The sequence below is a fragment of the Pseudomonas sp. genome (assembly GCF_028293835.1).
GTDB lineage: Bacteria > Pseudomonadota > Gammaproteobacteria > Pseudomonadales > Pseudomonadaceae > Aquipseudomonas.
This window is the reverse complement of sequence record NZ_JAQGNX010000063.1, coordinates 31,479-53,633: the sequence shown is the minus strand read 5'-3', so window position 1 is coordinate 53,633 and position 22,155 is coordinate 31,479. Positions and strand designations below refer to the sequence as shown.

The window sequence follows — 22,155 nt, the reverse complement described above, 5'->3', positions numbered from 1 at the left end:
ACATGATCGAGACGATCAACAAGCTCAACCGTATTTCCCGGCAGATGTTGCAGGAAATGGGTCGCGAACCGACCCCGGAAGAGCTGGGCGAACGCATGGAAATGCCTGAGGATAAAATCCGCAAGGTATTGAAGATCGCTAAAGAACCGATCTCCATGGAAACGCCGATTGGTGACGACGAAGATTCGCACTTGGGTGACTTCATCGAAGACTCGACTATGCAGTCGCCAATCGATGTCGCCACGGTCGAAAGCCTCAAGGAAGCAACGCGCGAAGTGCTTTCGGGCCTTACCGCCCGTGAAGCCAAGGTCTTGCGCATGCGCTTCGGCATCGACATGAATACTGACCACACGCTGGAAGAGGTCGGTAAACAGTTTGACGTAACGCGTGAGCGGATTCGTCAAATCGAGGCCAAGGCACTGCGTAAGCTGCGCCATCCGACGCGAAGCGAACACCTGCGCTCGTTCCTCGACGAGTAAGCTTCACAAGTAGGAGCAGGTAACACCAAAACCCCCGGCTCGCCGGGGGTTTTGCATTCTGCAGAATTTAATTTCTCTCGCCTGTTCACCCGCTCCGGCCCGACTACACTCGTTGCATTCCCGTCTGCCTACTATGAGGCTGCCATGTCACGACTGCCGGCCATTATTTTCTTCTACATGATCGGCGCGACAGTAACGGCTAACGCCCTGACTCTCTCGGACGAGGAAAATAGCTGGCTTGGTTCACACAAAGAACTTCGCCTCGGAGTAGACAACACGTGGCCACCCTTTGAATTTCGCGACGCCCAGGGAAACTATCAGGGACTGGCGGCAGAATACGTTTCACTCATTGAAAAACGTCTCGGGATCACGTTGAAACCTGTTGCGTCGCAGGATTGGAACGAGGTGTTGAACAGAGCAAAAAAGGGCGATATCGATATATTGCCAGGCGCCATGTCGACACCCGAACGACAGCGTTATTTAGCCTTCACCCCACCTTATCTGGATTTTCCGATCGTCATCCTCGCCCATAAAAGCGGCGAACATCCCCGCACGATAAAAGACCTTCAAGGCCTACGGGTTGCCGTCGTGGAAAACTACGCGGCCCACGAACTCCTTCGCTCGCAACATCCCGAACTTCATCTCTCACCTTTGCCCAACCTCAACTCTGCGTTGCAGGCCTTGGCGACGGGCGAAGTGGACGCGGTGGTGGGTGATCTGGCTTCCAGCGTCTGGAGCTTGCGCCAGTCAAAGCTCGAGGGTATTTTTGTCAGCGGTGAGACGCCCTATCGCTACCAGCTGGCAATGGCTGTCCCACGGGATCAGAAAATATTGCTCGGTATTCTGAATAAAACCTTCGCGGACCTGAGTCCGGCTGACGTCAGCCGCATTCAAGAGCGCTGGGTTGGAGGCGTCATCGACCACCCCAAACTCTGGCAGGACTTTCTGTTCTACGGCTTCCCGGGGCTGCTGTTACTGTCCACTGTCTTGACTGTGGTCATGCGCATCAATCGCCGCTTAAGTTCAGAAATCGCACGCCGCGTCGCACTCGAACAAGAACTGCGCACCAGCGAATACCATTACCGTGGGCTGATCGAGAGCCTTTCCGCGATCGCGTGGGAAGCAAACATAGTTGATTACACCTACAGCTACGTATCCCCTCACGCGGTTGACCTGCTGGGCTACTCACTGGCGTGCTGGCTCAAGCCTGGCTTCTGGCGCAGCATCGTGCACCCCGCAGACGTCGGGCAAGCTGAGCGCTTTTGTGACCAGGAGACCCGCCTTGGCCGTGGTCATAGCCTTGATTACAGGGTGTTGCGCGCAGACGGCAAGGTTATCTGGATTCGCGACATCGTCAGTTTGATCGAGCATGGCCATGCAAAGGTAATGCGCGGTCTTATGATCGACATCAGTGACACCAAGGCAACCGAAAACGCCCTTCGCTTGTCCGAAGGGAAATTCGCCTCGGTGTTCACCCAATGCCCGGACATCCTGGTCATTGCACGGCTTTCCGACGGCTGCATGCTTGAGGCCAACAAAGCCTTTGAAGAACAGATTGGCCTTCCGGCAGCCCAGGTCATTGGTAAAACGCCCACCGAACTGAACATATGGGGAATCCCCGGCATTGGTCCAAGCCTTCTAATGCGCCTGCAAAGTGGCAGCATTCGTAACCTTGAACTGCCTTTCCGGCGCGTCGACGGTCGCTTGTTCACCGGATTGATCTCCGCTGAAACGTTCGACCTCGACTCAACGCCCGCGCTGGTGGTGGTGGTCCGTGACATCAGCCCGCTCAAGGAAGCGCAGCAGCAACTGCAAATTTCTGAAGAGAAATTCGCCAAAGCTTTTCACTCATCGCCAGACGGCATGCTCATCACCCGCCAAAGCGATGGTCGGTTAATCGAGGTTAACGACGGTTTTACCCGCATTACCGGGTACAGCGGTGCCATGTCCCTGGATCGCTCGACCATCGACCTCGGGATTTGGGTTGACCTGAAGCAGCGCGCCCAGATGCTTAAACTGCTTCAGCGGGACGGCTATGTGCGTGATTTCATCAGCCATATACGTCGCATGGACGGTGAGATAAGGCTCTGTGAGGTTTCCGCGAGGTCGCTGCCCATTGGCGGTGAAGATTGCATGTTGACCATCGCTCGGGACATCACCGAGCGCCAACAAATGCAGGAAAAACTGCTATTGGCCGCCACCGTATTCGAAAGCACCGCAGAAGGCGTATTGATCACTGACATCCAGCAGAATATCAACGCAGTGAACCGCGCCTTTACTGAGATCACCGGTTACAGCGAGCAGGAAGCTTTGGGAAAAACCCCACGCCTGCTCGCGTCCGGCCAGCATGACAGCGCGTTTTATGCGGCCATGTGGTACCAATTGACCGCCGAAGGTCATTGGCAAGGTGAAATCAGCAATCGCCGCAAAGACGGCGAGCTGTACCCGAGCTGGCTCACCATCAGCGCCGTGCGGAATTTAGAGCAGGTCGTCACGCACTTTGTTGCCGTGTTCGCGGACATCTCAAGTATCAAGCACGCACAAGCCAGCCTGGACTATCAGGCGCACCACGACCCTCTCACCGGCCTGCCCAATCGCACCCTGTTCGAGAGCCGTCTGCAAACAGCCCTCAGCCATAGTCACGAGGCCAGCGGCCAAGGCGCCGTGCTGTTTCTCGACCTGGACCGTTTCAAGAACATCAACGACAGCCTCGGTCATCCCGTGGGTGACCTGCTGCTAAAAGGCATCGCCCAACGCCTCACCGAACAATTGCGCGATGTAGACACTGTCTCGCGTCTGGGCGGTGACGAGTTCATCATCCTGCTGCCCGGCCTGTTGCACGCCAATGACGCGGAAACCGTCGCCAACAAGCTGTTGGCGTGCTTCGGCGCGCCGTTTCAAGCGGGTGAGCATGAGTTTTTCATCAGCGCCAGCATCGGCACCTGCCTGTACCCTGCCGACGGCAACGATGTGCCAACGCTGATTAAAAACGCCGACGCCGCCATGTACCGCTCGAAGGCCAAGGGCCGTAACCGGGTAGAAAGCTACACCCGCGACCTGACCTCCCAGGCCAGCGAGCGGATCGCGTTGGAACATGAACTCAGACGCGCCATAGAGCGCAATCAGTTCACCCTCTGCTTTCAACCGAAGCTCAGCTTGCTGTCGCAACGTCTGGTGGGTGCCGAAGCCCTACTTCGTTGGCGCCACCCGGTGTTCGGCGACGTCCCCCCCGAACATTTCATTCCATTGGCCGAAGAAAACGGCACCATCATGCAAATCGGTGACTGGGTGCTGGAAAACGCCTGCCAGCAAATGTACGAATGGAATAAAACCTACAAATCGTTTGGCCCCCTTTCGGTGAACCTCGCGGGCGCACAGCTGCGCCAACCCAATCTTTTGCAGCGCATCGAGCAACTGCTCAAAAAATACGACCTGCGCCCCGGCTGCTTACAATTGGAAATCACCGAAAACTTCATTATGAGCCAAGCCGAAGAAGCACTGGCAGTGCTGCACAAGCTAAAAAAAATCGGTGTCCAACTGGCTATCGACGACTTTGGTACTGGCTATTCGTCCCTCAGTTACCTAAAACGCCTTCCACTGGATATTCTCAAGATCGACCAGTCTTTTGTCCGCGGCCTCCCCGACGACCCCCACGATGCAGCCATCGTCCGCGCCATCATCGCCCTCGGCCGCAGCATGCAACTGACCGTCATCGCCGAAGGTGTTGAAACCGAAGAACAGCAAGAATTCCTCGCCCTGGAAGGCTGCGAACAAATCCAGGGATACCTCGTCAGCCTGCCACTGCGCGCCGAAGAATTCTGCGCGAAATATCTTCGTATGAATGTTTCGGATTTTTCGGATAGCACAGCCGAGAAACCATCGTTATAATCCGCGACCTACTGAGGGCCTATAGCTCAGTTGGTTAGAGCAGGGGACTCATAATCCCTTGGTCGTAGGTTCGAGTCCTACTGGGCCCACCATCTTCAAGGCCACGTCTTACGTGGCCTTTGTCGTTTCTGGCATTCACAAAAATTCACGATGAAAAAACGGGCAAAAACTGCTTTCGTCCAAGTCTCGTTCACTTCGTTTGTTGATCGCCGGAGCTAACGCAACCTCAGATCCTACGAAAACACGGTTTCGAGAGTTACCTATGAACAGCAGCGACATCGTCCGGAAGTTCTAGATCTTTGCGACGTTCTTCGTGACAACGGCATCAACTGATGCGACTACGTCATCGAGCGGGTCGATGATGTCTAGAGCCGTGCCCGTTTCACCCAGCTTCGGGAGATCCCGTCAGTGGAATGAATGAGCCAAATAGGCTCATTATTCGGCTCATCCGTTCAAGTTCGAACTAAAGGAAATCAGGAAATGGACTTCACCCCAATCGTCGCGAAACTCTGGGGCACGCTGGGCTGGTTTATCCCGCTTATGCTGCTGATCGGCCTTCTCAAGTCGCGCTGGGCCAAGGGCCACATCGGTGAGCTCCTGGTTCGCTTGTTTGCCCATTGGCAGTTGGACAAGCAAGCCTACCGTCGGCTGCACAACGTTACCCTTAGCACGCTTGACGGCACCACGCAGATCGACCACGTATTTCTCTCGCCTTATGGCATCTTCGTGCTGGAAACGAAGAACATGAGCGGCTGGATCTTCGGCAGCGAAAAGCAGGCGCAGTGGACGCAAAAACTCTATAAACGCACGTTCAAGTTCCAGAACCCGTTGCGCCAAAACTATAAGCATCTCAAGGCAATGGAGGACACCCTTGGGGTAAATCCGCAGCACCTGCACTCGGTTGTTACCTTCGTCGGCGGCAGTACTTTCAAAACCGGGGTGCCCGCCAACGTCACCCAAGGCATCGGCTTTATTCGCTACATCAGGTCATTCCAGCAGCCGGTATTCAGTGAGGCTGAAGTCGATGCCCTCATGCAGGCCCTGCAAACCGGCCGTCGAGCCCCGACATTCGCAACCCACCGCAAGCACGTGCAAAACCTCAAGCGCCGTAGTGACCCAACCGCCGAGCGACAATGCCCGAAATGTGGCAACGCCCTGGTTATCCGCAGTCGTAAAACGGGGGCCAACGCCGGCCAACAATTCTGGGGTTGCTCAACCTACCCAAAATGCAAAACCCTGCAGAGCCTTTAACGCTCGCCCACGCCATCGACCCTGCGCCTGAAATGGCAATGTCCATCGGGCAATAGTTCTGAGGGCACACCTTAAACCGTAACGTCACCGCCTCAACACGCTCGCTCCCGCATGTTCAGGCAGCTTAAACACATCAATCAAGCCCAATAATCCCAGCACCGCCACGCCTAGGAACGCCGCTCGGAAATCAGAAGTCTGGGCCTGCAATTCATGCCCCTGCACTGACATGGAAATACGTAACAGCAACGCGGCGACTGTCACGCCAATGCCCATGGCCAACTGGAAGAACATGCTGAACAACGCCGATGCCTCGCTCATTCGATCCTTGGGCACGTCGGCAAAACCAATCGAGTTGTAGCAGGTGAATTGCATGGAGCGGGACAATCCACCCGCAAACAACACTGCAGCTATTAACCAAAACGGCGTGTCTACGGAAAAACCTGCGCAAGCGACAACGGAAGCGACGCCGATCAGTCCATTGACCAGCAACACCTTGCGAAATCCGTATCGCTTCATAATCGCAGTGGTGAAGGGTTTCATAGCAAGGTTGCCGGCGAACACCGCCAGCACCAACGTGCCGGCGTCGACGGGGGACAATCCGAACGCCACTTGGAACAGCAGCGGAAGCAGGAAGGGCAACGCACTGATTGCCAGCCGAAAACACGAGCCGCCAAAGATACTCACGCGGAAGGTATCGATGGCAATCGTCCCGAGTGGCAGAAGCGGGTTCGAGTGGTTTCGACAGTGACGAATAGCCAGCCAGGAAAATATTACGCCCAATACAACTGCCCCGCCGCCAGCGGGCAGTCCATTGGCATCCTGCCCTCCCAGCCATTCCAAACCGCCAAGAATCAAGGCACAGGCACTCGCCAACAGTACAAAACCCTTCGCGTCGAATTTGCGAATAGCGCTCCCGCGACCGGCAGGTATCAACCAAAGCGCAGCCCCCAAGGCGACGATTCCCAGCGGAAGATTGATGTAAAAAATCCATTGCCATACGGCATGGGTAACGATCAAACCGCCGACTAACGGCCCGAGAATTGGCGCCACCAGTCCCGGCCAGGTGATCACCGCGATCATTTTCACCAGGTCTTTTTTGTCCGTATGACGAAGCACGGCCAATCGCCCTACCGGCACCATCAGCGCCCCGCCAATGCCCTGAAGCACGCGAGCAAAGACAAACGTTCCCAGATTTTGGCTCAACCCGCACAACAGCGAGGCGAGGGTAAAAATAACGATGGCGCTGGCGAATACTCGGCGAGTGCCATACCGGTCGGCGACCCAGCTTGAAAGCGGAATAAAAATGGCAACCGCCAAGAGGTAGGCGCTGATACCCACGTTCATGTCGACCGGAGTGACGTTGAAGGCTTCTGCCATTTTTGGCAGCGCCGTGGCGATCACCGTCGCGTCGAGGTTTTCCATGAAAAAGGTCACCGCAACCACCAGGGCGATAAGCCGCGTTGGCACACTGATGCCAGACTCGGCTGCGAGGCTTGGGTCGGGGGTAGCAGGAGAAGTCACCGGGGCGATCCCTATTCTGACCGAGAGGTCGGTCCTGGCTTTCACTCTAATTGAAATCGCCTCAGCGCACCCGCCAAGGCGAAAAGAATATGTTCGCACGCCGTCTCTCTGCCCAATCGCAGCGCAGAGAAGTTACGCCGCCATTTCAGGCCACTAAGCGGCTTTGACGTGCTGCCCGCTGCCGAAGGATTCCGGGTCGCTGACCGTCACAGGCGCGCGGACGAACACCAGATATATGATGGCCGACAACAAGGACATGCCTGCACCCGTAAACAGCGCGGGGGTGAACGAACCCGTGTGTTGAACGATAAGCCCGGTGATGACTGGCGCTAGCGCTCCGCCTGTGTAGCCGCCCAGGTTTTGCAATGCCCCCATCGAGCCTGTGCAATTCGCCGGGCACAATGCGCTGATCATCGCCCAAGCGGTTGTGGTCGCCGCGGTTCCGCAGAACATCGCCAACGATAGGCAGCCAATGGCCAGCGAATTGTCGGGAATGAACGTGACCATGACGATCAAGACGAACTGGACCAGCAGGAAGCAGCACGCAGGTATCCGACGGCTGTTGATCAAGCTGACGCCTCTTCTGGCAAGCCAATCAGTCAGACGGCCGGCGAAGAGTGCTCCGCAGACTGCGAAGGCGTAAGGCACTGCCACCGCCCAGCCCACGTGTTCCAGCGTCATATGACGCTCCATTTGCAAATAACCGGGCAGCCAGGTGTTGAACAGCCAGTTCACATAGATCACGCCAAAATAACCCGTCACCAGTCCCCACACCGTCGCGCTGCGGAACAAGCTGCGCCATTGCGCAAAAGTGACCTTATTGCTGACAGGCGTGAGATTACCGTCCAGCCGGTAAACGTTCTCCGCGTGGGTCAGGGCGATTTGTGACGGTTCTCTGTAGAACACTTTCCAGACCACAGCCACGATCAAACCGAACACACCCATGACCAGGAACATCCAGCGCCACCCGAATGAAAGCATCAGGAACGTCAGCAGTGGCGCGGCCAGGCCGGTACCCAGATAGGAAGCGCTGAGAAACACGCCGGTCGCCGTGCCGCGCTCTTTTACCGAGAACCAGTCCCGCACTACTCTGGCCCCGGATGGAAACTGCGGGGCTTCCCCAGCGCCGAGGAGCGCGCGAGCTGCGAACAGCTGAACCGGGCCCGTTACAAGCCCACAGAGCATTTGCGCAGTCGACCACACGGCAAGACCGATAGACAGCACCCAGCGGGGGCCGAAACGGTCAATTAGTGTGCCGATGGGAAGTTGCGCCAGGGCGTAGGCCCACAGAAAGGCCGATAGCAAATAGCCCATGTCCGCCAGCGACAGGCCGAACTCTGCGCGGATTAATGGGTTGGCAACCGAAAGCGCTGCCCGGTCGATGGTGCTGACCGTTACGCTGATCACCAGCATCACCATGGTCAGGCGCTGGATCTTCCTGATCCTCACCAAGTCTGGATTATTTTCCACAAGTAACTCTCCCATATAATTATTTTTGGTAAGGATGAAGTCTGGGCGCCGCCACAATACTCAAGCGGGTTGCCGACACGCTAAGAGCCCATGAGCTCCCATCCGCCGAGCAGTGCTTGCAGCTTTGAATTCGCGCGGGCGGTCAACGGCCAGGCAGAAGGGGGCCGCGTCGGGCCGCAGTTTTGTCCCATCAATTGAAGTGCGGTTTTAACCACGGTCACGTTAGTGCCATTGTTCTCTTCGGCGCGCAGCTCTTCAAACGGCAACATGTCATTGATCAGCGCCCTTGCCCGGCCATATTCCGAAGCCTCAAGCGCGTCGTAGATGGCCACTGATCGTGTGGGAAACACGTTAATCAATCCGGACGTAAAGCCTCTGGCCCCTACGGCGTAGAACGGCGGTGCCCACACTTCCGCCAAGCCGCCGACCCAAGCCAAATCAATGTCGGCCGTGCGGCGTATGGCTTCGGCCAATACCATAGGGGTTGGCGAAGCCCATTTGACGCCAACCACCTGTGGCAAGCGGCAAAGCTGTTCTATGGCTTCCAGCCCGATGGACTCGTTGCGCAAATACAGAACCAGCGGTAACCCGTCACTGGCATCCCCGACCTTCTTTACGTAATCAATGAATCCCCGAGGCGCAGAGAACGGATCAGGTGGCTGGTGAATCATCAAAGCCGCAGCACCGACCTCCCGCGCATTGGCGGCGAGACTGCAAGCATCATGAATACTGCGACCGATGCCAGCGAGCAACGGCACGCGTCCAGCGATTTGCTCGGCCGCCACCTGCGCCATGATCTTCGCTTCGGCGAGGGTGAGGCCGTAGAACTCGCCGGTGTTGCCGTTAGCGACAAGGGCATGAACACCCGCGTCGATGGCCCGATCCACGATAGGTTGCAGGCGCGGTCCATCGACTCGGTCCCGATCATCGAAGGGGGTAACGAGGATGCCGGAAATACCGTTGAGGGCTTGACGCAGGGATAAGGGATTTGCGTTAGACACACATTGCTCCATTGGCGCAGGGAATTTAACTAGCCCATTCACCCATCGGTGCTTGAACTGGCGCGTGCGGCCTAGTCTAATCAGACGCTCTGATTCCCATCCAACGCTCAATCGGCATCAACTATTGCGGAATTTGCATCATGTTCCAGCTGACCCAACTGAGATGTTTTGTTGCTGTGGCAACCGAGCTGCATTTCGGTCGCGCCGCCCAACGACTGAACATGACCCAGTCTCCACTCAGTCGTCAAATACAGGCGCTTGAGCATGATCTGGGTGTGTTGCTAATCGCGCGAACACGGCGCTCCGTTCAGCTAACCCCCGCCGGGATTGCCTTTTTGCCCGAAGCTGAAGACATTCTGCTGCGCTGCGAAAGTGCGGCGCTCGCTGCTCGTCGCGCCATCCGTGGCGATGCGGGGAGCGTTGCGCTGGGCTTCATCTCAGCAGCGCGGTTCAAGGTGCTTCCGGAAATCGTTTCGGGGGCGTACCACTCGCTGAAGGACATCGATGTGGTGCTTAAGGAGATGTCGACGCCAGAGCAAAAAGAGGCACTGCTATCGAGTCGCTTGAACCTCGGGCTGATACGGCCCGTGAAATCTCATCCAGGGATTGAAACCGTCTGCGTACTGCGCGACCCGTTCACCCTGGCATTGCCGTACGACCATCCACTGACCAAGCGCGACCATTTGACCGTGCACGACTTGGACAGACAGCCCTTCATCATGTATTCACCTTCCGACGGCCGTTATTCGTTCGAGTTGCTCTCCGGACTTTTTCGTGCAGCGGGTGTCGAGCCAAGTTACGTTCAGTACCTGTACCAAACCCACACCATTCTTTCATTGGTCAGCATTGGTCTAGGCATCGCATTGGTACCGAGTACCGCCCAGCACTTACCTTCGGAGCGAATCGTCTTCAAACAGATCGAACTGGGAGGCGCCAGCGCCGAACTTCATCTCGCCTGGCGCAAGAATGACCCGGATCCAGTAACCCAGAGCTTCCGTGCATTCATTCTTGGCCTTGGGTAAAAACGGCGGAGGGAGTCAAAGCCGTCGCTCAAGCTTTGCGCACCCGTAAAAAAACCCGGCACCTGGGCCGGGTTTAGAAATACTAAAGGGGACAGGTCACTTAGTGGCCGATCACCCTTCGCACGACCCTTCAACCTGTTTTATCAGGGTCTTCTCCTGAAGGACTTCCAGATGCACCTGACAGGTCGCGCCTGCGGGCAGGCTTAGTCTTACGCTGGAAGACGGGGCGCCACTTTGAATGTCGCCCTGCTGGTTAATGAACGAATTACCACCAGCGCCGCTTTGGCGCACGGTCAGTCGGTACTGCAGCGTCAACGGGGTAGGGTTTTCCATATGCGGGCGAATCATCACAATCGCGCCGTTGCGCTGAGTGTCGATTGAAACGGCAAGTTGAGAAAAGTCCATTATCCGGCTCACCTCTGCGTTACGTTGGCGGTCATATTGTTGCCGTATTGGGTAACGGATACCGTGCCGCCAAATCCGGACTGGCTGACTGCCGCCTGGTTGGATTGGCCATATTGACCCACGAACGCCTGATTGTATGAGCCGCTCTGGACCACACTGGCTGAGTTATTAACTCCCTGTTGCACAACACCCGCCTGGTTATAGGCACCGGACTGGTTGATGTCCAGCCCATTGCCGAAGCCAGACTGTTGCGCCGAGGTCACGTTTCTTACGCCACTTTGAGAGATCAACGCTTCGTTGCGGCTGCCGGCCTGGCTCTGAGTAAGCCTTTGCGCTGTACCGCCTTGATCAACCCGCGTCTGATTATTCGAGCCGATTTGCGAAATAATGGCCACGCTGCCGCGTGTCGTAATGTCGGCATAGCGCGGTTCGGACACCAGATCCGCCGCCTGACATAGCGTGTTGGCGACAAACAGGGCCGCTGCCAATATCCAAAATCGGTTATTTCTGCGTGACATTATTATCACCGCCTGGGAACATTTTCTTATCAAAAGGGAAAGCTGACGCCGGCAACTTGGTCATCTGCTCGTCGTAGCTTTGCAAGTAACCTTGAAGCAACGGCTTTTGTAGATCGTCCGGATTTTTCAGGTGCCAACTGCCATCGCGTGCACCTTGGGCGATCAAGTGAATAAGTGCGGTTTCGATCGCTTCGCGAACACACTGCTGCACGGGTTCGTTACGCGAGAACCCGGTCTCGACTTCCAGTAAATGCTGCAGCGAGACGAAGCGGAAAATACCGAAGTCGACCTGAATCGAAAATATAGTCTTGGTGGTAGTAATGCTTTGTATGATCTCGCCGGTACGGATGTCGACCGCGCGCAGGTTGATCGTTACCTGGTCTTGCCGGTACAGCTCTGAGGGTCCTACCCCGAGATAACGAACGCCAATTCCTCCAGTTCTCACGTTGCTTTCATAGGCAACGATGGCGCCTTCAATCAACATGTTGGCTGGCCGCAGCGCTGGCAACTGGACTTGAGCCTTGTCTTGCGGCTGCTCCAGTGCACGGATAATTTTACGTTCCGTGAGCAGGTCTTGCAGGTTTTCGCGTTCGACTGGTTTGAACCAGCGCGAATCACGTAGCGCAGTGATCAAGAGCGATGCTGCGCCCTGGGTCACCGATGTAGAAAACGAACTGTCCGGCGACGGCTTGTATTGACCGGTTTGGTCACGCAAGCCATATACCGCCACAGCAATTTGACCGACAGGGGGTGGCAGGTTCGTTAAGTCCCGTGAACTCTCTGTAGCGGGTGCCAGCATGGCCGGCGAAAAGGTTGACGCGGGTTCGGAAGTCACACAGCCGGCGAGTAGCATTACGGCGAATACAATCAATGATATCAAGCGGGCGCGCATTACTTTCCTCCAATGGAAACCCGCCGGGACAACCGGCGGGGAAAAACAACTTAGCGCTGGAGGACGGTTGCGACGTTACCGCTGCCGCCAGTCTGGCTGATGTTGGCAACCAGGTTGTTACCCGATTGGGTCAAAGCGACCGTGTTGGCACTGCGGCTAGTACCGCCGCCAGTCTGGTTGACCACAGCGGAGTTGTAGTTACCGGTTTGCAGCAGAGTTTCTTCGTTATGAGCATTGGTCTGGTTGCTGTAAGCGTAATCGTTGTTGCCGGTCTGCGTTACGTTAGCCTGCAAGTCGCTACCGGTCTGGTAGAGGCTGGCGGTGCTGAAGTCACCAATTTGAGTAGCGTTGGCGTTCGAGCCTGAGGTAGCAGAAACCTGTTGTACATAACCGGTGTTGTTGTTGCCGGTTTGCTTCAACGAAGCTTGAGTAAAGCCGCTGCTGTTTTGCTGATAGATCGAGCCAGTGTTGCCGCTACCATTTTGCCCAAGGGTGGCCGTAACCAGGCTGTTGTTCTGCTGGTTGATCGCGGCGGCGTTGTAGCTACCGGCTTGAGTAATTGCGGCACCCACTAGCTCGTTATTGCTCTGAGTCACAGTAGCGCTGTTGTTGCTACCGTACCCGTTTGCAGCTTGGGAGATGGAGGCGGCACCAGTCGCGTTGTTGTCTTGAGCGATAGCGGCAGTGCTGTAGCTACCCCCTTGAGTGAGCTTGGCGGACTGACCGCTCGACCCGTTTTGGGTGATGCCAGCATTGTTGTTGTTGCCCGACTGGTTAGCGGCACTTACGTTGCTGCTGCCAGACTGGGTGATGCTCAGGGCGCTATAGGTTGCTGTTTGTTTAATAGGCGGAGCGAAGTGATCCCATTTCGCAGCAGTACCCGCAGTGTTGCTGTTGCCGTTTTGATTGATAGAAAGCGACGAACCCTTGGCGCCCGCCTGGTCAACATTCAAGCCGTTATCGGTACCGCTTTGGGTGGTGGTAACGCTGCTCGAGTCGGCCATCGCCGAACCCGACAAAGCAACCAGTACGGCGAGGGACAAAAGTGATTTACGTGCGTGCATGGTGATCTTCCTTTTTCTATTTTTAGGTTTCAATTGGTTATGAGGCATGCAACTGTTATTGCGGGATTACGGTTGGTTCACTTGAAACTGGGTGGTCTGCCCGGTCGACTTATCGGTCGTCACGATTTGCAGCAAACCGCCTGGAAGATTGGTGATTGCAATACGGAAATCCGTCGTCTCAACAATCCCTGGAATAAGTTGGCCATTAGGGCCGACGATGCTGGAAGTAACAGCAGAAGACACTCGGCTCAGAATTGCGCTCTGCAACATGCTGTTGAACTGAGAGAGGGCGGTCTGGCCCGACGACGACGAAGAGTCGGACTTTGCCGTAAAGTGGTTTTGGGCCTGAGCCTGGTTGAGTAATACCGGTCCATTGAGCGGGTTACCGCCGAACGATGGGTTGTTAGGCACATAAGCCAATTCGCTGGCATGTGCAGTACCAGACAGACCGGACAGTAAAACCATACTGATAAAGACCGGAAATAAGCGATGCATAAAATACCTTTATATTTCGTCACGGCCCATATCCGGGTCGCCAAAAAACTGTGATAGCTGGTAGTCGAGGATGCCTTGGTACACTTGTGCTGCAGCGTCAGCGCCAATGGCAGGTATTAAGCTGCGGTTAGGCGGTAAAAATATCTGGAACAACCTACGGTTACCGTAATCAACAAATACTTGACTGCCCAAACGTGCAGTTGGCCGCTCGGAAATTGCAACGGTGAAATGCCCGGACTCATCCATGTCACTCCACGCAGCCGCAAAACCTTCATAAAAGGCACGCCCGGCAAGGGTCATCGTTTGCCCGGTTACAAGCCCGCCGACCTCGGCGTTGTTGAGAGTTCGGTGCTGGGCAACGCTTGGGTTACTGTTAACGCTGTCTTGGGCAAAAACCATGGTTACAACGCACAATTGCAGAACCGTCACGCTCAACATTTTAGAGTACGTCATGGGTTTGCCGAGCCGATTACAGGTAGTGGTCAGTCTTTATATCTCAATAGTCGCATTCTGCCATTATTAAATACAGGACTTTTTAAAGTTAGTTTTTGACGCCAGCTTTTTGCTGAGTTTTAACCAATTTAATTAATCGACAAGAATATGGCGCCAACTTATTAGGTCATTTTTAATACTTGTCTATCGCAGGCTATAACGTACAGGCATTATTACTTTTAGAGAGACGAAAGCGGTTTATTTAACAACATCATTTAACTGTCGAGTCTTCCCGGCCTCTGCGAATGCAAGGTGCAGGGTGCAAGCAAACACAGAGCCTGTGCCCCACTAATCCCGTAAGCTGCGGTCTGCGTAAAAAAGGAAGCCCACCCCATGCTGCAGACCGCTCTAAAACTCTACGAATCCCAAGGCTCCCCCAACTCTCGTCGCGTGCGGATATTTCTGGCCGAGAAAGGCATCAATGTCGAACTGATCCCAGTGGACATCGCGACCAAAGCTCAATTTTCAGCGGAATACGCCGCGATCAATCCGCGCAACGTAGTACCGACGCTGATACTGGAAGATGGCACCGCCATCGGCGAGGTACCTGCGATTTGGCGCTACCTCGAAGAGATGTATCCCGAAAAGCCGCTGCTGGGCACCGATGCAAAGCACAGGGCAATGGTGACTATGTGGGAGCGCTGGGCTGAGCAGGAAGGTTTCGCGGCGGCGATGGAAGCGGCGCGTAATTGGGCACCGGGCTTGGCCGGGCGGGCACTGCCGGGCCCCCATGCTTATGAGCAGATTCCGGCGCTGGTTGGGCGCGGCGAGGCGCGACTCGGTCATTTCTATACGGACCTGAATTCGCGACTGGAGACCGTAGCGTTTGTGGCCGGTGATCGGTTTTCAGTGGCTGATATAACTGCAGTGGTAGCCATCGACTTCGCCGTGGCGGCACTCGAACTCGATCTGCCAGAAGACCTCCCGGCGTTGCGAACCTGGTATGCAACCGTTTCTGTGCGCCGGAGTCTGAGCGCCTGATTCATCGCGGCTTCCAGGGTTGCATGGGCTTCGCCCGTAAACCCGCTCGCTCGCCCTTTTCCTGACAACAACGTCATGCAGTGGTGTACAAGGCTGATCGCATTGATTCAATCTTGCCGTTTAACACACTGTTTCGGAGGCTCCATGGCAAACCCTTATAGCCAGGAAGAGTGGCAACTCAGGTTGGAGTTGGCCGCCTGTTACCGCTTGGTCGCGCATTATCGTATGAGCGATTTAATCTCAACGCACATTTCCGTACGCGTACCGGGACCAGAGCATCATTTCCTGATCAATCCATACGGCCTGTTCTTTGAAGAAATTACCGCATCGAATCTAGTGAAAATTGATCTGTACGGTGCGAAAGTCGAAGACTCACCGTTTCCGGTCAACCCTGCTGGTTTTGTCATTCACAGCGCCATTCACCGTGCCCGGGATAATGCCCAGTGTGTGTTGCACACGCACACCAAAGCCGGCTGTGCGGTGGCGGCGCAAGAGTGCGGCTTGCTGCCGGTCAACCAAATCTCCATGGAGTTTTATGGCCGGGTCGCTTATCACGAGTACGAAGGCATCGCGCTGAACTTCAGCGAGCAACAACGTTTGGTGGCGGATTTGGGCGATAAATCGGTGATGATCTTGCGCAACCACGGATTGCTCAGCGTTGGCGACAGCGTATCGCAAGCGTTTCTGCGCATGTATTACCTCGAAAAAGCCTGTGAAATTCAGATTGCTGCCCAGGCCGGTGGAGCGTTGCAATTTCCATCGGATGAGGTCTGTCGTCGTACCGAACAGCAATTCAACGAGCCCGGTAAAGACGTCGCTGAAGGTGAATTGAGCGACCCGGACGCTAACCGCATGGCGTGGGCCGCGCTGCTGCGATTGGTCGAGCGGATAGCACCTGATTTCAAGCAATGATCGGTGCCGCTAACCGGCCCCGCCCGACAGACCGATGGAGATGACCTTGCCCGATAGCCGCCCGCCCGCTCTGGACGAAATCGACCGCCAGTTGATTGCTGCTTTGCAGAATAATGCCCGCGAAAGCGTGGCGATGCTTGCTCGGCATTTGGGAATCGCCCGAACCACCGTGACCTCGCGCCTGGCACGCCTGGAAAAATCGAAAGTCATCACCGGTTATGGCGTGCGCTTGAGTCAGCGCGTGGTGGATGGCGGATTGCAGGCATACGTTGGCATTACCGTGCAACCGCGCTCGGGCAAAGAAGTATTGCGCCGACTGAGCGCCATCGCTCAGGTCCAGCAACTGTGTGCGGTCAGCGGCGAATTTGATTATGTGGCGTGGCTGCGCACGGATTCGCCAGAGCAACTGGATCAATTGTTGGACCTGATCGGCAGCGTCGATGGAGTAGAAAAAACCACCACCTCCATCATCCTCAGCAGCAAGATAGACCGCGGCCAGCCGGTTTAAGAAATGGTTGCACCCAATCCTGTAGAAGCGCGCTTGCCCGCGATCGGCTGCGAAGCAGTCGTAAATCGGTTAATGCATTATTAGATAGGACTTGGATTTAGCATCGGGAAATGCTTCGCGCTCCATCGCCGGCAAGCGCGCTCCTACAAGCTCTTATATGACCAATCATCTCGTCACAATGCAGCGAAAAACAGCAAATCGACGACACAATGCGTCTTATTAACGTGGTCGCTCTTATCTAGACTGTGTTCTTTTGCGTAGCAGCCGAGCAAGGTCAGTCATGAACAGCAATCGCCATCCAGCAGACGGTAAAAAACCGATCACTATGTTCGGTCCGGACTTTCCTTTTGCCTTCGACAGCTGGATCGAACACCCCGCCGGTCTGGGCAGCGTTCCCGCTGAGCACCATGGCACGGAAGTGGCGGTGGTTGGCGCGGGCATTGCGGGGCTGGTGGCGGCATACGAACTGATGAAACTCGGCTTAAAACCGGTCATCTACGAAGCGTCGAAAATGGGCGGACGGCTGCGCTCTCAAGCGTTCGCTGGCACCGACGGCATCGTTGCCGAACTGGGCGGCATGCGTTTCCCGGTTTCATCCACCGCGTTTTACCATTACGTCGACAAGCTTGGCCTGGAATCAAAACCCTTCCCGAACCCGCTGACCGGAGCCTCCGGCAGCACAGTGATTGACTTGGAAGGCGCCACCTATTACGCGCAAAAACTGTCAGACCTTCCGGCAATGTTCCAGGAAGTCGCCGACGCTTGGGCGGATGCGCTTGAAGTGGGTTCGCAATTTGCCGAAATCCAGCAAGCGATCCGTGATCGCGACGTTCCACGTTTGAAAAGCCTGTGGAACACCCTTGTTCCATTGTGGGACGACCGCACCTTCTATGACTTCGTCGCCACCTCCAAAGCCTTTGCCAAGTTGTCTTTCACCCACCGCGAAGTGTTTGGCCAAGTCGGATTCGGTACTGGAGGCTGGGATTCGGACTTCCCCAACTCGATGCTGGAAATCTTCCGCGTGGTCATGACTAACTGCGACGATCACCAACACCTGATCGTTGGCGGCGTGGAACAAGTACCACTGGGTATCTGGCGCCATGTGCCGGAGCGTTGCGTGCATTGGCCCGAAGGCACTAGCCTCGCTTCGCTGCACCGTGGTGCCCCGCGCTCCGGGGTGCAACGCATTGCCCGCGCTGAAGATGGCCGCTTTGAAGTCACCGACAATTGGGGCGACACCCGCCATTACGCCGCCGTGCTGACTACCTGCCAAAGCTGGCTGCTGACCACCCAGATCGACTGCGAAGAATCGTTGTTTTCGCAGAAGATGTGGATGGCGCTGGACCGCACGCGCTACATGCAAGCGTCGAAGACGTTCGTCATGGTTGACCGCCCGTTCTGGAAGGACAAAGACCCCGAAACCGGCCGCGACCTGATGAGCATGACCCTCACCGACCGACTGACCCGTGGCACGTATCTGTTTGATAACGGCGACGACAAACCGGGCGTTATTTGTCTGTCCTATTCATGGATGAGCGATGCGCTGAAGATGCTCCCGCACCCGGTAGAGAAGCGCGTCAAACTGGCGCTCGACGCGCTGAAGAAAATCTACCCCAACGTCGACATTGCCAAGCACATCATTGGCGAACCCATCACCGTGTCTTGGGAAGCCGATCCGCATTTTCTCGGCGCCTTCAAAGGTGCACTGCCCGGCCATTATCGTTACAACCAAAGAATGTTTGCGCACTTCATGCAGCAGGACATGCCTGACGAACAACGCGGCATTTTCATCGCCGGCGATGACGTGTCATGGACCCCGGCATGGGTAGAAGGCGCGGTCCAGACGTCACTCAATGCGGTGTGGGGCATCATGAATCATTTTGGCGGCAGCACTCATCCGGAGAACCCAGGCCCGGGCGATGTGTTCAACGACATCGGCCCCATCGCGCTGGCCGACTGAGGAGCAAACATCATGCGTATCGCCTTGTATCAATGCCCACCACTGCCGCTGGATGTCAGTGGCAACCTTGAGCGCCTGGCTTTAAAAGCCACGGAGGCAGCGGACCAAGGCGCAGACCTGTTGATATGTCCGGAAATGTTTCTGACCGGTTACAACATCGGTGCCGAAGCAGCTTCATCGTTGGCCCAAGCGCGTGACGGCGAATCGGCCCGGCGTGTCATGGCGATTGCTCAAGCCCAGGGCATCGCCATTTTGTATGGCTATCCCGAACGATCCAGCGATGGGCACATTTATAACGCGGTGCAACTGATCGATGCGCGGGGGCGAAGTCTCTGTCATTACCGTAAGACCCATCTGTACGGTGACCTTGATAAATCGATGTTTGCGCCGGGCGAAGACGACTTCCCACTGGTCGAGCTGAACGGTTGGCGCCTCGGTTTATTGATCTGCTACGACGTGGAGTTCCCCGAGAACACCCGGCGACTGGCGTTGGCCGGCGCAGATTTGATCCTGGTGCCAACGGCCAATATGAAGCCTTATGACTTTGTGGCCGAGGTCACTATTCGCGCGCGAGCCTTCGAAAACCAATGCTACGTGGCCTACGCCAATTATTGCGGCAGCGAGGGTGATATTGAGTACTGCGGGCTGAGCAGTATTGCAGCGCCGGACGGCAGCCAAATAGCCTTGGCCAGCGACGATGAAAGATTAATCGTCGGCACCCTGGATCGGCAGTTAATGATTGATTCTCGCGCCATCAATACCTACTCCAAAGACCGCCGCCCAGGGTTGTATACCGGGTTAAGTCGCAGCTGATCGTCCCAAACCGAAACATTTCCGCTAGCATATTGGCCTCCCTTGCTGAAAAGCCGGAAGCCTAATGCCAGCATCCAATAACCCCACTGTCGAACACCTGACCTTGCCCAATGGGTTGCAGGTGGTGCTTCGTCATGCGCCGCGGTTAAGACGGTGCGCGGCGGCGTTGCGGGTTGCCGCCGGCAGTCACGATGTACCGGCAGCATGGCCAGGCTTGGCGCACTTCCTCGAACATTTGTTTTTTCTCGGTACTGATCAATTTCCAGCCGACGATAACCTGATGGCCTTCGTTCAGCGCCATGGCGGCCAGGTGAACGCCAGCACACGTGAGCGCATAACGGATTTTTTCTTCGAGCTGCCACAACCTGCATTTGCCCATGGGTTGGAGCGCTTATGCGAGATGCTCAACCACCCGCGCATGACGTTGGCAGATCAACGACGCGAACGGGAGGTGTTGCATGCTGAGTTCATTGCCTGGTCCCACGATGCCGAAGCGCGTTACCAAACGACATTGCTGCAACCGCTGTCGGCCCGTCACCCGTTGCGTGCGTTCCACGCCGGCAATCGCTACAGCCTCCCCGTTCCTCGTCAGGCATTTCAGCAGGCACTGCAGGATTTTTACCGACGTTTCTACCACGCCGGGCAGATGGTTTTGAGTCTTGCCGGGCCTCAATCGTTAGCCGAGTTAAGGGGTCTGGCCACAACCTATGGCAGCACTTTCGTCAGCGGCGAAAAACATGTGCAAAGCCCACCGCCGCCACTGCTGGATGCTACGCCTGGCCCGCAATCCGTTACCGATCCGCGTCGGCTGCATCTGATTTTTGCGTGCGAACACGTTCCTTACCCCCATCCCGAAGCACTAAGCTTTTTTCAGACATGGCTGACGGATGAGCAACCCGGCGGACTGGTATTTGAGCTGCGTAAGCGGGGCTTGATCGACAGGATCAAGGTTGAGCCGCTGTATCAATTCCATCAGCAGTTATTACTTAACATCGAATTTTCTCTGACAGCCGAAGGCAGCAATCAAGGCGGGACAATCGCAGGATTGTTTTTCGATTGGCTGGCATTTTTCAAAGCCCACGCTGACCATCCGAAACTGCATGAGGAGTACGCTTTACTGCAAAAGCAACGAACGGCGGTTGAAGGAGCGCTGGAAACAGCCCGCCGTTTCTGCATGCGCCCTGATGTCTTGAACATGACCCTGCCTCCCCTGCTCGCAGCATTAACCCGAGAACAGCTCATCCATCCGCAACCTGTGGATAACTTGAGCATGCAACACATCGCCTGGCGACTGCCCGCGCCCAATCCTTTCCTGCGAGCCTCGCTGGATGACTCCAGCGAAGGTGCGGTTTTCCTGCGCTGGCAATTGACCTCTGCGCACACAACGTTGTGGCAAATGCTCAATGACAGCCTGCACAGTCTCGGCAAAGCAGCACAACAGGCTGGGGTCAGCCTCGCGTTCAGCCAATACGGTGTCTATTGGCAACTTAAGCTCAGCGGACTGTCGGCACCGATGCCCGCCATCATCGAGGACGCTCTGCGCTTATTGACCGCCCCGGACGCTAAAACCTGGGGACATTTCGGTGATGCGCGCAATGAACCCGCATTAATCCCAATCCGCCAGTTGCTCAAGCGATTGCCGGACCATTATCTAAGCGCCTGTTTAAGCGTCGATGAACGGGACGATAACCATGACAACGAGTTGCCGACCCTGTGGGCCAACGCGCGATGGACTACGTTTACCGTCGGGTTGTCCGAAGAAGTCAACGCGGCACTCAACGCTGAACTTGAAAAAATGCCGGGGACCGCTGACGACCAACCACCGAAGGCCATTGACGTCACGCCGGGCAAACGCTGGATAACCGATCCGTCGGAAGACCCCGAAAGCGCTCTGCTTTTATTTTGCCCGGTGCCAAGCCATAGCGTGAACGATGAAGCGGCGTGGCGTCTGTTGGCACACCTCGGCCAAGCGCCTTTTTACCGGCGACTAAGGGTGGAATTGCAGTTGGGCTACGCTGTTTTCAGCGGTTTGCGACAGATCGCCGGGCAGGCAGGCTGGCTGTTCGGGGTGCAATCACCCAATGCCTCAGCAGAGGAAATCGTCAGTCATCTGCAAGAATTTGTTGCCCGTTTGCCTGGGCTCATTGAAACGGCCGATTTATCGGTTCAGCAACACGCGTTGGCGGCGCAGTTCGGTACGACGGCCATGGACCTTGCGCAGCTCAGCGAATGGCTGTGGCAAGCGCATCTTGCCGGACATGACGAACATTACCCACATCAGCTGCAAACCGCGCTGCTGCAACTCAAAAGAAGCGAATTGCTCGATGCCGCTGGTCAGTTAAATAAGGCGACCGGCGGTTGGATATTTCTCAGCAACCGCCCAACTTCGAGCCTCATTGATCTGACTGTAGGAGCTGCCGAAGTCTGCGATCCGAGCGGAAACCGGTCGCGCTCATCATAATCGCTGAAGGCCGTGCCGACCT

At 56.0% G+C, this 22,155-nt stretch carries 19 protein-coding genes and 1 tRNA gene; 11 read left to right on the top strand and 9 right to left on the bottom strand.

Going from position 1 to position 22,155, the window contains the following annotated elements; genetic code table 11:
- From JWR17_RS07305 to JWR17_RS07290, 4 genes are all read left to right on the top strand, one after another.
- The coding region (locus tag JWR17_RS07305) for a sigma-70 family RNA polymerase sigma factor (protein WP_042913918.1) at nt 1–479 on the top strand (479 nt) is incomplete at its 5' end.
- Nucleotides 480–623: 144 nt separating this feature from the next.
- Nucleotides 624–4,367 (top strand): bifunctional diguanylate cyclase/phosphodiesterase, encoded by a 3,744-nt coding sequence (locus tag JWR17_RS07300; RefSeq protein ID WP_299829780.1) that lies wholly within the window; start codon nt 624–626, stop codon nt 4,365–4,367.
- A 15-nt stretch (nt 4,368–4,382) separates the two neighbouring features.
- Nucleotides 4,383–4,459: transfer RNA gene (locus tag JWR17_RS07295), tRNA-Ile, on the top strand.
- A 388-nt stretch (nt 4,460–4,847) separates the two neighbouring features.
- Nucleotides 4,848–5,618, top strand: a complete 771-nt coding sequence (locus JWR17_RS07290) for a nuclease-related domain-containing protein (RefSeq protein ID WP_299829778.1) — start codon at nt 4,848–4,850, stop codon at nt 5,616–5,618.
- 84 nt (nt 5,619–5,702) lie between these two features.
- Here the strand turns inward: JWR17_RS07290 and JWR17_RS07285 are convergent, their stop codons facing one another.
- The 3 genes from JWR17_RS07285 to JWR17_RS07275 form a co-directional block, all read right to left on the bottom strand.
- Nucleotides 5,703–7,139 carry an MFS transporter gene (locus JWR17_RS07285; protein ID WP_299829776.1) on the bottom strand — a complete coding sequence of 479 codons (1,437 nt, stop codon included), beginning with the start codon at nt 7,137–7,139 and terminating at the stop codon, nt 5,703–5,705.
- A 153-nt stretch (nt 7,140–7,292) separates the two neighbouring features.
- The gene (locus JWR17_RS07280) at nt 7,293–8,609 is read right to left on the bottom strand and encodes an MFS transporter (protein ID WP_299829774.1); all 1,317 of its coding nucleotides are present in this window, start codon (nt 8,607–8,609) and stop codon (nt 7,293–7,295) included.
- An 80-nt stretch (nt 8,610–8,689) separates the two neighbouring features.
- A complete protein-coding gene (locus JWR17_RS07275) occupies nt 8,690–9,610 on the bottom strand; it encodes a dihydrodipicolinate synthase family protein (RefSeq protein WP_299829772.1) in 921 nt (306 codons plus the stop codon).
- A gap of 140 nt (nt 9,611–9,750) precedes the next feature.
- On the opposite strand from JWR17_RS07275, the gene JWR17_RS07270 reads away from it, so the two are divergent.
- Nucleotides 9,751–10,632 carry a LysR family transcriptional regulator gene (locus JWR17_RS07270; RefSeq protein ID WP_299829770.1) on the top strand — a complete coding sequence of 294 codons (882 nt, stop codon included), beginning with the start codon at nt 9,751–9,753 and terminating at the stop codon, nt 10,630–10,632.
- A 111-nt stretch (nt 10,633–10,743) separates the two neighbouring features.
- Here JWR17_RS07270 and csgH read toward each other — a convergent pair whose 3' ends face one another.
- From csgH to JWR17_RS07240, 6 genes are all read right to left on the bottom strand, one after another.
- Nucleotides 10,744–11,037: a curli-like amyloid fiber formation chaperone CsgH gene (gene csgH / locus JWR17_RS07265; RefSeq protein WP_299829768.1), complete on the bottom strand. Its 294-nt coding sequence runs from the start codon at nt 11,035–11,037 to the stop codon at nt 10,744–10,746.
- 8 nt (nt 11,038–11,045) lie between these two features.
- The gene (locus JWR17_RS07260; RefSeq protein WP_299829766.1) at nt 11,046–11,555 is read right to left on the bottom strand and encodes a curlin-associated protein; all 510 of its coding nucleotides are present in this window, start codon (nt 11,553–11,555) and stop codon (nt 11,046–11,048) included.
- Nucleotides 11,539–12,408 carry a CsgG/HfaB family protein gene (locus JWR17_RS07255; protein ID WP_299829791.1) on the bottom strand — a complete coding sequence of 290 codons (870 nt, stop codon included), beginning with the start codon at nt 12,406–12,408 and terminating at the stop codon, nt 11,539–11,541. Before JWR17_RS07255 ends, JWR17_RS07260 begins: the two co-directional genes overlap by 17 nt.
- Nucleotides 12,409–12,497: 89 nt before the next feature.
- Nucleotides 12,498–13,511, bottom strand: a complete 1,014-nt coding sequence (locus JWR17_RS07250; RefSeq protein WP_299829764.1) for a hypothetical protein — start codon at nt 13,509–13,511, stop codon at nt 12,498–12,500.
- 66 nt (nt 13,512–13,577) lie between these two features.
- On the bottom strand, nt 13,578–14,006 hold the full coding sequence (locus JWR17_RS07245) for a curli assembly protein CsgF (protein ID WP_299829763.1): 429 nt from the start codon (nt 14,004–14,006) through the stop codon (nt 13,578–13,580).
- 9 nt (nt 14,007–14,015) lie between these two features.
- On the bottom strand, nt 14,016–14,459 hold the full coding sequence (locus JWR17_RS07240; protein WP_299829761.1) for a CsgE family curli-type amyloid fiber assembly protein: 444 nt from the start codon (nt 14,457–14,459) through the stop codon (nt 14,016–14,018).
- A gap of 372 nt (nt 14,460–14,831) precedes the next feature.
- Here JWR17_RS07240 and JWR17_RS07235 point away from each other — a divergent pair, with 372 nt between their 5' ends.
- The 6 genes from JWR17_RS07235 (at nt 14,832) to pqqF (ending at nt 22,133) form a co-directional block, all read left to right on the top strand.
- Nucleotides 14,832–15,479 carry a glutathione S-transferase family protein gene (locus JWR17_RS07235; protein WP_299829760.1) on the top strand — a complete coding sequence of 216 codons (648 nt, stop codon included), beginning with the start codon at nt 14,832–14,834 and terminating at the stop codon, nt 15,477–15,479.
- Nucleotides 15,480–15,623: 144 nt separating this feature from the next.
- Complete coding sequence (locus tag JWR17_RS07230; RefSeq protein ID WP_299829758.1) at nt 15,624–16,391, top strand: class II aldolase/adducin family protein; 768 nt, start codon at nt 15,624–15,626, stop codon at nt 16,389–16,391.
- 46 nt (nt 16,392–16,437) lie between these two features.
- On the top strand, nt 16,438–16,899 hold the full coding sequence (locus JWR17_RS07225; protein ID WP_299829756.1) for an Lrp/AsnC family transcriptional regulator: 462 nt from the start codon (nt 16,438–16,440) through the stop codon (nt 16,897–16,899).
- Between the two features lie 280 nt (nt 16,900–17,179).
- A complete protein-coding gene (locus tag JWR17_RS07220; protein ID WP_299829754.1) occupies nt 17,180–18,859 on the top strand; it encodes an NAD(P)/FAD-dependent oxidoreductase in 1,680 nt (559 codons plus the stop codon).
- A 12-nt stretch (nt 18,860–18,871) separates the two neighbouring features.
- A complete protein-coding gene (locus JWR17_RS07215) occupies nt 18,872–19,672 on the top strand; it encodes a carbon-nitrogen hydrolase family protein (RefSeq protein WP_299829753.1) in 801 nt (266 codons plus the stop codon).
- A 64-nt stretch (nt 19,673–19,736) separates the two neighbouring features.
- A complete protein-coding gene (gene pqqF, locus JWR17_RS07210) occupies nt 19,737–22,133 on the top strand; it encodes a pyrroloquinoline quinone biosynthesis protein PqqF (protein ID WP_299829751.1) in 2,397 nt (798 codons plus the stop codon).
- Nucleotides 22,134–22,155: the final 22 nt, after the last annotated feature.